Source organism: Pseudoxanthomonas sp. 97-1-1 (assembly GCF_057773125.1).
Genome location: NZ_JBYMTJ010000001.1, coordinates 350,457 through 362,648, shown reverse-complemented (window position 1 = coordinate 362,648; position 12,192 = coordinate 350,457). Strand labels below are relative to the sequence as shown.

The following is a 12,192-nucleotide window of genomic DNA, read 5'->3' as shown; positions in this document are numbered from 1 at the left end:
TGCGCCACTACCATTGCCGCACGTTTCGGGGCACTTGCCCCTGGCGTGGCAGACCCGGGCGATCGCATTCTGCGACGCACCCGGTTCATCGCATACAACGTCCTTGGAGAGGGGAACATGCAACTCAAGCGCAACCTGCTGAGCGCGGCGTTGGCGTCCGCCATCGCGCTCACCGCGACGGGCGTACAGGCCCAGACCGCCGAAACCGCCGCAGAACAGAACCAGCAAGCCGAGGCCACCGAACTGGACACCGTGGTGGTGACGGGCATCCGCCGCGGCATCGAGAGCGCCATTTCGGTCAAGCGCGATTCCACCTCCATCGTCGAGGCGGTATCCGCCGAAGACATCGGCAAGCTGCCGGATGTCAGCATCGGCGAATCCATCGGCCGTCTGCCCGGCCTGGCCGCGCAACGCGTCGCGGGTCGCGCGCAGGTGATCAGCGTGCGCGGCCTGTCGCCCGACTTCTCCACCACGCTGCTAAACGGCCGCGAGATGGTCAGCACCGGCGACAACCGCAGCGTCGAGTTCGACCAGTATCCGTCCGAGCTGGTCGGCGGCGTGACGGTATACAAGACGCCCGATGCCGGCCTCATCGGCCAGGGCCTGTCGGGCACCATCGACATGCAGACCGTGCGCCCGTTGAGCTTCGATGCGCCGGTGGGCACCGTCGGCGTACGCGGCCAGCGCAACTCGCTCGGCGCGGCGGCCGATGCGTCCGCCTACGGCGAGCGCATCAACGCCAGCTACATCACCCAGAATGAAGCGCGCACCTTCGGCTTCTCTATCGGGTACTCGCACACCACCACGCCGATCCAGGAAAACCAGGTGGGCCTGTATGAGCCCTGGCAGGCCATCGGCGACAACTGGCGCCCGGGCGTGCCGGCCGGCACGTTCTATTCCGACGGCATCAAGGCGCTGCGCCGCACCGGCGAAACCAAGCGCGACGGCGTGATGGCCACGGTGCAGTTCCGTCCGTCGAATGCGTGGACGAGCACGCTGGACCTGTTCCATTCGGAAGCCGAGCAGGTCGATACCGCCAACCAGTTCGAAGTCCATATCGGCGACTACAACGGCGGCTATGGTCGTCTGGACGTCACCAATCCTGTCATCAACGGCGACAATACCTTCACCGGCGGCACCGTGGGCAACGTGTACCCGCTGGTGCGCGGCATGTACAACCGTCGCGAAGACGAGATCAATGCCTTCGGATGGAACAACGAGTTCACGGCCGGCCAGGTGCGCATCATCGCCGACGTGGGCTGGTCCCGCGCCAAGCGTGACGAGCTCAACCTCGAGAACAACACGCAGATGCTGCCGGCGCCGCAGTTGGACACGCTGCAGTTGCAGCTCAGGAACAACGGGTTCTCGCAGATCAATCCCGGGCGCGACTACTCGAATCCGGAGTCGCTGTACCTGACCGGCACGATCTACGGCTCGGGCTACGGCAAGGTGCCGAGCGTGGTCGATGAACTCCGCACGGGCAAGCTGGCCGCGTCCCTGCCGGCCCCCGGGTTCCTGTCCTGGATGACCGACATCGATGTCGGCCTGAACTACGCCGACCGCGAGAAGAACAAGCGTCAGCCCGAGGCCAACATCAACCTTGGCGCGCAGGGCATCACGGCGATCGGGTCAGATCTGCAGTACCGTCCGGTCGATCTCAGCTTTGCCGGCATCGGCTACATCCCGTCCTGGAACGTGCCCGCAGCCGTCGCGCGCTACATGACCTTCGAGCCGAGCGACAGCGCGTTCCCGTATCTCGTCGCCAAGGCATGGGACGTGCGTGAGAAGACCACCACGGCCTACGTGCGCGGCAACATCGATACCGAATGGGGCGGCGTCAGCGTGCGCGGCAATGCCGGCGTGCAGGTCCAGCACGTCGATCAGGCTTCCGACGCGATCAGGCTCAGTGGCGGCAGCAATCCGCTGCCCATCCACATGGGCAAGACCTTCACCGACGTGCTGCCGAGCATGAACCTGGCGTTCGGTTTCGATAACGACCAGACCCTGCGTGTCGCGCTGGCCAAGCAGGTGGCGCGCCCGCGCGTGGACCAGCTGCGCGCCTCGCTGGAAGTGACGGCGTCCGATGGCCCGGACCAGAACAACGGCACCGGCCTGCGCAACAGCTTCGCCAGCGGCGGCAATCCGATGCTCGATCCGTGGCGGGCGTATGCGTTCGACGTGTCGTACGAGAAGTACTTCGGCACCAAGGCGTACGTGGCTGCGGCGTATTTCTACAAGGATCTGCAGACCTACATCTACACGCAGACCGATCCTTTCTACGACCTGTCCGCTTACACGTCCGACATCCCGCCGCACCCGAACTTCCCGGGCGTCGGTGTCAACCCGACGGGCAGTTACTCGCGGCCGGTGAACGGCGAGGGTGGCACGCTGCAGGGCCTGGAGCTGTCGGCGTCGCTGCCGTTCGACATGTTCAGCGATGCGCTGGAGGGCTTCGGTGCGGTGGCCAGTGCCACGTTCAACGACAGCAACATCCAGATCCGCGATCCGGAGAGTGCGTCCAGCGTGGGTGCAGGCGATATCGATCTGCCGGGCCTGTCCAAGCGGGTCTACAACCTGACGGTGTACTTCGAGAAGAACGGCTTCGAGGCGCGCATCAACCAGCGTCGGCGTTCGGACTTCATCGGTGAGATCGGCAACTTCAACGGCAACCGCACGCTGCGCTACGTGGTCGGCGAGAACATCACCGACGCGCAGGTCAGCTACTCGTTCCCGGACGGGCATGCGCTCAGCGGCCTGAGCGTGCTGTTCCAGGCCAGCAACCTGACCGACGAGGCCTACCAGACCTACGCCGGCACCAAGGACCGTCCGCTGGAATACGTCGAGTGGGGCCGCAGCTACCTGCTGGGCGTCAGCTACAAGTTCTGATTCACGCGATACTTTGCTCTCCCAGCCCGTCGGCCTTGTGCCGGCGGGCTTTTTCTTTGGGCGGGGGCAAGACCGGCGCTGCAGGACCGGCAACGAAAAAGGCCAGGCATACGCCTGGCCTTTCGGGTGTTTGGTGGAGCCAGGGAGGATCGAACTCCCGACCTCGTCATTGCGAACGACGCGCTCTCCCAGCTGAGCTATGGCCCCACAAGAGCGGCGCCATTCTAGCCCGTGGCCGCTTCCTGTGCCAAGCCCGCGCGGGCCAGGATGGGCGCCAGCGTGGGCTCCAGTTCGCCGCGCCGCCAGCCCGACAGCGCGGCGGGCCACTGGCCCGATTCCTGCAGCGCCTCCAGATACCGGCGCGAGGCCAGCACGCCGTCCGGCAGGCCGAGTTCGGCGCTGCGGGCGGACACCGCATCCTGCAGGCGCTTGACCTGCGCCTTGTCGCCATCGGTGGCATTGCGCGCCAGCGGCATGCCGGCTTCGTCGTCCAGCGGCGTGGACAGCGTCTGCCAGATGGCGTCGGCCAGTTTGCGGGGCGCCTTGGGCTGGGTGTCGAACAGGCGCAGCAGCGCCGCCTTGTCCACCGGCGGCGTGCGGGCGAGGCCCACCGCGAGCTCGTTGTCTAGGATCCAGCTGCGCGGCTTGTCGCTGGCGCGGGCCTGCGTTTCGCGCCAGCGCAGCAGGCGCACCAGCCGCTGCTGCGCGTCGGCATCGAGGAACTGCGCGCTGCGCATGGACAGGTGCGGCCAGCGTTCGCCCTCGTCGTGCGCCGCGTTCTCCACGAAGCGGGCACAGTCTTCTTCCAGCCACGCAAGGCGGCCACTGGATGCCAGTCCGGTCCGGAGCGCGTCGTGCACCGCGAACAGATAGCGCACATCGTCGGCGGCGTAGTGGAGTTGCGATTCGCTCAACGGGCGGCGCAGCCAGTCCGAACGGGTCTCGCCCTTGGGCAGCACGACGCCCGTGATGCGTTCCACCAGCTTCTGGTAGCCCAGACCGGCGGCCACCCCGCCGATGGCGGCGGCGATCTGCGTATCGAACAACGGCGTGGGCAACGCATTGCAGGCGAACTTGAACGCGACCAGGTCTTCACTGGCGCTGTGCATGACCTTGGTGATCGTGGTGTCCAGCAGCCACGGCCTCAGCGCATCGGTCATGCCCGGCACCAGGGGGTCGACGAGCAGCACGTCGTCGTCGATGGCGATCTGCACCAGCGCCAGCTGCGGCCAATAGGTGCGTTCACGCACGAACTCGGTATCCAGGCCGATCCGCGTGGGCCGGCGTTGCAGCTGCGCGTCCAGCGCGGTGGGGGTGTCGATCCAGTGGGGCACGAAATCTCCGCGTGATGCGTGGTTTGCTCAGTCAGGGGACAATAACCTAAGGTCCGGGCTCAGCCCGTATCGTCTGCCGGTAGTGTCTGCCGGCATTCTCTCACGGGGGCTGCTGGCTCCCATCACGGAGGGTGTTTGCGCGCGATCCTTGCCGCCTTGTTGATCTCGCTGCCGTGGCTCGCAGCGTGTTCGCGCGATACGGCGACGCCGGACGAAGCGGGTGCCGCCGCCGATGCCGTACGCATGCCCAGCGTGACGGTGACGGGCGATGACAGCGGCGTGGACGAACTGAACTGGCGCCCGCCCGCCGTAGCCCTGGTGCCCGGCGATGCCGCTGACGCACACCGGCGTGCGGCGCGTGCGTTGTCCGAAGGCCGCCTGTTCGATGGGCCGGACGACGCGATCCCGCTGTACCTCGCGCTGCAACGGCTCGATGCCGGCGATGCGCGCGCGAAGACCGGCCTCGGCCGCAGCCTGGATCGCCTGCTGGACCAGGGTGCGCAGGTGATGCGCCATGCCGAGGACCGCACCGAGGCCCTCCGTCGCGCACGGCAGATCGCCGCCGTGGCGCGTACCGTGGCCCCGGCCGATCCGGCGGTCGTCGCCTATCTCGCGCGGGTGGACGAGGCCGATCAGCTCACCCGCCTGAACGTGGCCAGCGAACGCGCCCTGCGCGAAGGCACGCTGGGCGAGAACGGCGGCGGCGCATTGGCGGGTTTCCGCGAAGTGCTGAAGTGGAAGCCGGGCCAGCCGCGCGCCATACAGGGGCTGGCCGCCGTGGAGAGCGCCATGATCCGCCGCGCGGAAGAAGCCGCGCTGGCCAGCGACTTCGACACCACGCGCCTCTGGCTGGACCATGCCGCCAAGATCCGCGAGGACGCCCAGACCGTGGCCGATGCGCGCGTGCGCGTGGAAGCCATCCGCATGGCGCGCATCGCCGAACTGCGCGATGCCGGCGTGCGCGACATGGCGACGCCGCTCGGGCTGAAGGAGGCACGCGTGAAGCTGGCCGAGGTGTTGCGCATCGCCGAGCCCGGCAACCGCGTGGCGGCCGATTTCCGCCAGCGCATCGACCTGGCCACGCACTACGGCCTGTTCCGTCCGGGCCAGGCGTTCACCGACGCGCTGCACCATGGTGGCCGCGGGCCGGCGATGGTGGTGGTGCCGCACGGTGGCTTCAGCATGGGCGCGGGCGAGGACGAAAAAGATGCCACCGATGCCGAGAAGCCCGCCCACTACGTGCGTTTCGATCGCGGGTTCGCGATGGCGCGGCACCCGGTGACGGTGGGCGAATTCCGCCGCTTCGTGGAAGCCACCCAGTACCGTCCACGTGCCACGCGCCGTGGCCACTCCATCGTCTACGACGAACGCAGCGGCAATTTCGTGCGCCGCAGCGGCGTGGACTGGCGCTCGGACTACACCGGGCAGCCCGCCAGCGACGACATGCCGGTGCTGCACGTCAGCGTGTACGACGCCGAGGCCTACGCCGAATGGCTGGCCGGGCAGACCGGGCACGGCTACCGGCTGCCCAGCGAGGCCGAGTACGAATACGCCCTGCGTGCCGGCCGGCAGGGCCGCTATCCCTGGGGCAACGGACAGCCCCCGCGCGGCGTGGCCAACCTGACCGGGGGCAACGACCGCTCGCCCAGCGGGCGCACCTGGAACAACGCCTTCGTCGGTTACGGCGACGGTTACTGGGGCCCGGCGCCGGTCGGGCGCTTCCGTACCAACGCCTTCGGCCTGAAGGACCTGGATGGCAACACCAGCGAATGGGTCGCGGACTGCTGGCATGCCAGCTACCGGCGCGCCCCGGCGGATGGGGCGGCGTGGTTCAATCCCGGCTGCCGGTCACGGGTGGTGCGCGGCGGGTCCTGGGCCAGTTCGCCGGCGCAGGCACGTGCCGCGTGGCGCTCGTCGTCGGATTCGGATATGACTAATGCGCGGGTGGGCTTCCGCGTCGTTCGCGGCATCTAGCCGCCAGGGAGAGGGTGATGAGGCAAGATCCAAACGGACGCTCGCAGTACGGGCAGGGCGGCGGGCGGCGCGGCGGCGGACTGGGCAACATCCGCTGGCTGATCCTGCTGGGCTTCCTGGTCTATGGCGGGTGCTACTACCTCAACAATCGCGTGGTCGATCCCTACACCGGCGAGAAGGTGCTGATCGATGGTTCCATCGGCGTGGAAGAAGAGAAGGCGCTCGGCCTGCAGGCCTACCAGGAGATCCTGTCGCAGGAGCAGCCGGTCGATCCGAATTCGCAGATCGCGCAGCAGGTACGCACCATCGCGCAACGCCTGATTGCGAAGATCCCGGAAGTCGAAGCCGCCATCGCGCAGGAGAAGGGCACCCAGGCCAGCGGCAACTGGAAGACTTTCGAGTGGGACGTCAACGTCATCCAGTCCGACCAGGCGAATGCCTTCTGCCTGCCGGGCGGCAAGATGGCCGTCTACACGGGCCTGATCCCGGTGGCGAAGAACGCCGATGCGGTAGCGGTGGTGATGGGCCACGAGATCGCCCACGCGCTGCTGCGCCACGGCGCGCAGCGCATGTCGCAGCAGAAGCTCACCCAGATCGGCCAGATGGCCGGCGCGATGAGTGGCATGGACCCGCAACAGCAGCAGATGGTGATGGCCGCGATGGGGTACGGCTACCTGCTGCCGTATGCACGCGAGCACGAGACGCAGGCCGACGAAGTGGGCCTGATGCTGGCTGCCGCCGCCTGCTTCAATCCGCAGGAAGCCGTGCCGCTGTGGCAGCGCATGAGCGAGGCCAGCGGCGGGCAGGCACCGCCGGAGTTTTCCTCCACCCATCCCAATCCCGGCACGCGCATCCAGAACCTGACCGCGCTGATGCCGAAGGCGATGGAGTACCGCCAGCGCTTCTGCAAGGAAGGCGCCGCGCCATGACGTCGCTCCCGTCAGCGCTGTTGCTGGTGGCGCTGTGCGTTGCCGCGCCCGCGCAGGCCGCGATCAAGGACGCGCAGCCGGACGGCTTCACCCTCGAAAACTCGGAGTGGGTGCCTGTCGCCCCGCAGGCGGCCTACACCGCGCTGGTGAACGATGTTGGCCGCTGGTGGCCCGCCGACCATACCTGGTGGGGCGATGCCTCGAAGCTCGTCATCACCGACAAGGCCGGCGGCTGCTTCTGCGAGATCAACGGCGCGCAGCAGGCGTGGCACATGACGGTCACCTTCACCGATCCCGGCAAGCTGCTGCGCATGACCGGCGGCCTGGGCCCGTTGCAGGGCATGGGCCTGCACGGCGCGCTGGAATGGCGCTTCGTCGAAGAGAACGGCGGCACCCGCATCACCCTGTGGTATCGCGTCGGCGGCTACACGCCGGATGACATGAGCAAGTTCGCGCCCGTCGTGGACAAGGTGCAGGGCCTGCAACTGGGTGGCCTGGCCACGTTCCTGCGCGCACCGCCCGCATCGCCCCCTTCGCGTTGAGCTTCTACCCATTCCCAAAGGAGAGCAGGACCGCATGAGCATCCGTCTGACGGAAAAAGACACGGGCCGCACGCTGGGCACGATCTCGCAGGAAGACTTTCAGGTGCTGGTCGGCCACATGGAGGAAGAATCCTCGACGGACCAGGATTACTACGTGGAGCACACCGCGATCGACGCGCTGGAAGCCCTGGGCGCCAGCGCCGGATTCGTCGCGTTGTTGCGCAATGCGGTGGGCGACTCGGAAGGGATCGATGTGGTGTGGGCGGAAGAGTGATCCGCGGCTGATTGCGCAGGATGGGTGGCGCCGAAAGCGGCTTTCAACGGCGTGGTCCGTCTACCCGTTGATCATGAAGTTCTGGCGCTGAATGAGATTCTCGTCGGACGAGTTGGCGATCCGTCGCCCCCTCTGGATCGCATTGAGCGATCTCTACCTCGACACGGAGCCGCCGTGGAACCGGGCCGCCGAACAATGCGCCCGCTCGCCGTTCGCCATCCCGGCATTGCAGCGCATCCTCTTCGACGAAGTGCATCCCGTGGTCCATCCGAATCGGTGGTCGACTGCCGGGGTGTGGGAAGCCTTCGACGAGGATTGGCTCGTCAGCGGCATCATGTCCCGCAGGCGCAAACCCTGGTTCCGGCTTCCCTGGCCGGAAGACCGACGATATCCCTGGCGCGAACTGAAGCCGCTGATCATCGCGCTGCGCCAGGGTGACGAACCTGTACGTTGACTGGATCAATCACGTGGCCTCGGACGCGTAGTCCCTTTGTAGCCCGGGTAGAGTCGAAGGCGAAACCCGGGAATCCGGGCTGCCAAGCGTCACGCCATCTTTCCTGCTGGGCATGCCGTGAGCAGCGCCACGCCCGGCGTCGCCATCACAAGGCTGACCTCCGACGCGGCGTCCTTGCGTTGGGACAAGGGTTGGCCGCCTTCCGGCGGGTGACGTCCCCCTTCACACGGAGCCCTGCCCATGGCCGTTCAGCGCGACCGTCCTTATGCCGGAATGAACTTCCATGTCGACCTTGGCCTGGGCGACGGACCCGACGCCGGGGTGTCGGAGGTGTTGTTTCCCGCTGCGCGGCTGCAGCTCAACGAGTACCGCAATGGCAACGACAAGGTGCCGGAAGCGATCAAGCTGTCCACGCTGATGCACTACGACAATCTGGTGCTCCGCAGGGGCGTGATCGGTTCGCTGGCGTGGTACCAGTGGTGGAACGAGGCGCGTAACGGCGGCGATGCCCGACGCACCGTCACGGTCACGCTGCTGGACGAACAGGGCAATCCGGCGATGAGCTGGCGCTTCCTGCGCGCGCGACCGGCAGGCTACCTGACCTCGCCCCTGGTTGCGGTGGAAGCGGAGACGGTATTCGAAACGCTGGAGATCGCGTTCGACCGCTTCGAAGTCGAGTAACCGTCAGTCCAGAGGATCGCGCGGCGGTTCGCGCAGGTACTCCAGGATGCAGCCGACCGTCAGTCCGAGCAGCGCGCATCCTAGCGCCATCGCGGCGGAGGCGGGTTCCTTGCCGGTCAGGTGGAACAGACCCAGTCCCGCGACGACCCCCAACAGCAAGGGCACAAGCAGGCGTGGCTTGGACCACAGGTCCGCCAGCAGATACGCGATCAGTTCCAAGGGCGCTCAGCGCGCGGGAGAGGCGGGGCAGGTGGCGGTGGCGACTGCAACCGTTTCGTACATCTGCAGCGTCCATCCATCGGGTTCGAGCCGATAGCGGCGCTGCGTCTGCGTGGCGTCGACGCAATGGACGAGCAGCACGGTGGAGCCCGGACCGGCAGTCGCCAGGTCGAGCGGCTCGATACAGCCGACCGCCTTGCATCGTGGCGCCGTCTGCGCGGCGGCGGTGTGCGTCGCGCATCCCGCCAGTGCAGGCAGGATCATGACGGCCGAGTACAGCGCGAGCCTGACGAAACCTTGCATGCATCGTCTCCGCAGCGCCACGTGGCGTGGCCCGGTGACGGTACGCCGCCGCCAGGTCCCGGGCAAGCCCGGGACGCGGGAGCTTCGCTCAGAGTTTGCTGAAGAGCGTGGCCGCGACCAGCAGGCCGAAGCCGGCGACCACCAGCCAGAACGCATGCGGGGCCAGCACCGGCACGTAGCCGAACTTCGCCGCGATGCCGCCGCCGCCGAGCAGTAGCGCGATCAGCCAGACGCCGAAGGTGGGAGGAGTGAGTTTCATCGGGAATCCTTGTCGAAGGTGCGTGTTGATTCGCAGGGAGCGGGAAGACGGGGACGCGGCTTCCTGTTCAGAAGCTCATGAACAGGCCGCCGTTGACGGGCAGGTTGGCGCCGGTGATGTAGCCGGCATCGTCGGCGGTGAGGAAGGCGACCGCGCGCGCGATGTCGTCCGGCTGGCCGATGCGGCCCACCGGCACCGCGGCGACGGTGCGGTCGCGGACGTCATCGGGCATCGCCCTGGTCATCGGCGTTTCCACGTAGCCGGGCGAGACGCTGTTGACGGTGACGCCCTTGCGCGCCACTTCGCGCGCCAGCGACATCGAGAAGCCGTGCAGGCCGGCCTTCGCCGCCGCGTAGTTCACCTGGCCGAAATTGCCGGTCTGGCCGCTGACAGAACTGATGTTGACGATGCGACCGAACCCGCGCGCCTGCATGCCGTCCACGGCATGGCGGCAGAGGTTGAACACGCTGTCCAGGTTCACCCCGATCACGGCATCCCACTGCGCCTTGTCCATCTTGCGCAGGGTGGCGTCGCGGGTGATGCCGGCGTTGTTGACCAGGATGTCGAGCGCGCCGTGGCGGGCTTCGACATCGCGCACGAGTGCGGCGCAGGCATCGAAGTCGGCCACGTCGACGGTGGCGGTTTCGACATCGAGCCCGGCGGTCTGCGCGTGGAAACGGTCGAGCTGTTCGCCGGAGGCGGGCAGGTCGGCGGCGACCACTCTGCGGCCGGTGCGCGCCAGTGCCTGGCAGATCGCCAGGCCCAAGCCCCCCAGGCCGCCGGTTACCACGGCGATGCGTTGCGTCATGCGGAATCCCTGTGTCGCGAGGTCAAAAAAAGGCCCGCGCAACGGGGCGCGGGCCGGGTTTCACTACGGAGTGGTTCAGCGCGCGCGCGTCTTCGGCGTTTCGCGCGGCGGATCCTTCGGCTTGACCGTCGTCGGGCGGCCCATGCCGCCGCTGAGGTTGCGCTGGAACTCCTGCCACAACTCCATGTTGCGCTCGGTCAGCTGGTTCATCATGGTCCACGGCGTCTGGCCCAGCATGCTGCCCATCTGGCTGCGGAACTGCTGCTGCTGTTCCATGAACAACTGCATGCTGCGCTCCAGGTAGTTGCCCATGAAGCCCTGCAGCGAATCGCCGTAGAACCGGATGATCTGGCTGAGCAGCTGGGTGGACAGTACCGGTTCGCCGTCCTGTTCCTGCTCGCTGATGATCTGCAGCAGCACGGTGCGGGTCAGGTCGTCGCCGCTCTTGGCGTCGCGGACTTCGAAATCCTCGCCATCGACGATCAGCTGGCGCACGTCCTCGATGGTGATGTAGCTGGAGATCTCGGTGTCGTACAGACGGCGGTTGGGGTACTTCTTGATGATGCGGATCGCAGCCATTGAGCATTCACTCTAAACGCGTATGAGTCAGCATGACGCAGCGCAGCAGCCCTTGCAACAGGCCACAAGGCAGGGAGCCCCTGTTCAGCCAAGGAAAAAATGCTGCGCAGCATGCGGCGGGTTGGACGCGCGGCGCGGGCCGCGTGGAGCGGGCAGGGCGGCGCCGATGGCACCGCCCCGGTCTCACCAGCCCATGTGGTGGCCGCCGTTGATGTCCAGGTTGGAGCCGGTGATCCAGCTGGCCTGTTCGTCCACCAGGAAGGCTACCGCGTAGGCGATTTCCTCGGGCTTGCCGAGGCGGCCGGTGGGAATGTCGGCGGCGATCTTCGCGCGGACTTCCTCCGGTACGGCCATCACCATGTCGGTGGCCACGTAGCCGGGCGACACCGTGTTGACGGTGATGCCGAGCTTGGCGTTCTCGCGCGCCAGCGAAATGGTGAAGCCGTGCATGCCGGCCTTGGCGGCGGCGTAATTGGCCTGGCCGTACTGGCCCTTCAGGCCGTTGATCGAACTGATCTGGATGATGCGGCCCCACTTGCGGTCGCGCATGCCCTCGATCACCGGGCGGGTGACGTTGAACACCGAGTTGAGGTTGGTGTTGATGACATCGCCCCATTGCGACGAGGACATCTTGTGGAAGGTGCCGTCGCGGGTGATGCCGGCGTTGTTGATCAGCACTTCGACCGGGCCGAGCGTCTGTTCGAGCTCCTTCACCATCGCCTGTGCTTCGTCGGGCGAGGTCACGTCACCCTTGACCAGCGTCATCTCGTAGCCATCGGCCTTCATCTGCGCCTGCCAGGCGAGGGCCTTTTCTTCATTGCGGTAATTGGTGGCGACCTTGTGGCCCATGTCCGCCAGCTTCTTGCAGATGGCGGTACCGATACCTCCGGTGCCGCCGGTGACCAGGACGACGCGCGATGTCATGTGGGGAATCTCCTTGTACCGCCGCA

The 12,192-nt window shown here is 67.0% G+C and carries 14 protein-coding genes and 1 tRNA gene; 7 read left to right on the top strand and 8 right to left on the bottom strand.

What is annotated here, in order from left to right:
* The first annotated feature begins 117 nt into the window (after window positions 1-117).
* A complete protein-coding gene (locus AC3DET_RS01675) occupies window positions 118-2,886 on the top strand; it encodes a TonB-dependent receptor (protein ID WP_488390524.1) in 2,769 nt (922 codons plus the stop codon).
* Between the two features lie 131 nt (window positions 2,887-3,017).
* Here AC3DET_RS01675 and AC3DET_RS01670 read toward each other — a convergent pair.
* Together AC3DET_RS01670 and rnd are read right to left on the bottom strand one after the other, a co-directional pair.
* Window positions 3,018-3,093 (bottom strand) — tRNA-Ala (locus AC3DET_RS01670).
* Window positions 3,094-3,110: 17 nt separating this feature from the next.
* Window positions 3,111-4,220, bottom strand: coding sequence for a ribonuclease D (rnd, locus tag AC3DET_RS01665; RefSeq protein WP_488390523.1), 1,110 nt, complete (start codon window positions 4,218-4,220; stop codon window positions 3,111-3,113).
* Between the two features lie 135 nt (window positions 4,221-4,355).
* Between rnd and AC3DET_RS01660 the strand changes: the two genes are divergently transcribed.
* The 6 genes from AC3DET_RS01660 to AC3DET_RS01635 all read left to right on the top strand — a co-directional run bounded on the left by AC3DET_RS01660 (window position 4,356) and on the right by AC3DET_RS01635 (window position 9,074).
* On the top strand, window positions 4,356-6,194 hold the full coding sequence (locus tag AC3DET_RS01660) for a formylglycine-generating enzyme family protein (RefSeq protein WP_488390522.1): 1,839 nt from the start codon (window positions 4,356-4,358) through the stop codon (window positions 6,192-6,194).
* Between the two features lie 17 nt (window positions 6,195-6,211).
* Window positions 6,212-7,123 carry a M48 family metallopeptidase gene (locus AC3DET_RS01655; RefSeq protein ID WP_192200883.1) on the top strand — a complete coding sequence of 304 codons (912 nt, stop codon included), beginning with the start codon at window positions 6,212-6,214 and terminating at the stop codon, window positions 7,121-7,123.
* Window positions 7,120-7,665 (top strand): SRPBCC family protein, encoded by a 546-nt coding sequence (locus AC3DET_RS01650; protein WP_488390521.1) that lies wholly within the window; start codon window positions 7,120-7,122, stop codon window positions 7,663-7,665. Before AC3DET_RS01655 ends, AC3DET_RS01650 begins: the two co-directional genes overlap by 4 nt.
* A gap of 34 nt (window positions 7,666-7,699) precedes the next feature.
* On the top strand, window positions 7,700-7,939 hold the full coding sequence (locus AC3DET_RS01645) for a hypothetical protein (RefSeq protein WP_488390520.1): 240 nt from the start codon (window positions 7,700-7,702) through the stop codon (window positions 7,937-7,939).
* Between the two features lie 112 nt (window positions 7,940-8,051).
* Window positions 8,052-8,393: a DUF7079 family protein gene (locus AC3DET_RS01640; RefSeq protein WP_488390519.1), complete on the top strand. Its 342-nt coding sequence runs from the start codon at window positions 8,052-8,054 to the stop codon at window positions 8,391-8,393.
* A gap of 240 nt (window positions 8,394-8,633) precedes the next feature.
* A complete protein-coding gene (locus AC3DET_RS01635) occupies window positions 8,634-9,074 on the top strand; it encodes a phage tail protein (RefSeq protein WP_488390518.1) in 441 nt (146 codons plus the stop codon).
* A 3-nt stretch (window positions 9,075-9,077) separates the two neighbouring features.
* On the opposite strand, the gene AC3DET_RS01630 is transcribed toward AC3DET_RS01635, so the two are convergent.
* The 6 genes from AC3DET_RS01630 to phbB (AC3DET_RS01605) form a co-directional block, all read right to left on the bottom strand.
* Entirely contained in the window at window positions 9,078-9,293 is a 216-nt protein-coding gene (locus tag AC3DET_RS01630) for a hypothetical protein (RefSeq protein ID WP_488390517.1), read from the bottom strand.
* A gap of 6 nt (window positions 9,294-9,299) precedes the next feature.
* Window positions 9,300-9,596: a hypothetical protein gene (locus AC3DET_RS01625; protein ID WP_488390516.1), complete on the bottom strand. Its 297-nt coding sequence runs from the start codon at window positions 9,594-9,596 to the stop codon at window positions 9,300-9,302.
* Window positions 9,597-9,684: 88 nt separating this feature from the next.
* Window positions 9,685-9,855: a hypothetical protein gene (locus AC3DET_RS01620; RefSeq protein WP_156383629.1), complete on the bottom strand. Its 171-nt coding sequence runs from the start codon at window positions 9,853-9,855 to the stop codon at window positions 9,685-9,687.
* 67 nt (window positions 9,856-9,922) lie between these two features.
* The gene (gene phbB, locus AC3DET_RS01615) at window positions 9,923-10,663 is read right to left on the bottom strand and encodes an acetoacetyl-CoA reductase (RefSeq protein WP_192200892.1); all 741 of its coding nucleotides are present in this window, start codon (window positions 10,661-10,663) and stop codon (window positions 9,923-9,925) included.
* 75 nt (window positions 10,664-10,738) lie between these two features.
* Window positions 10,739-11,242, bottom strand: coding sequence for a polyhydroxyalkanoate synthesis repressor PhaR (gene phaR, locus AC3DET_RS01610; protein ID WP_142125167.1), 504 nt, complete (start codon window positions 11,240-11,242; stop codon window positions 10,739-10,741).
* 183 nt (window positions 11,243-11,425) lie between these two features.
* Entirely contained in the window at window positions 11,426-12,166 is a 741-nt protein-coding gene (gene phbB, locus AC3DET_RS01605; protein WP_192200893.1) for an acetoacetyl-CoA reductase, read from the bottom strand.
* Window positions 12,167-12,192: the final 26 nt, after the last annotated feature.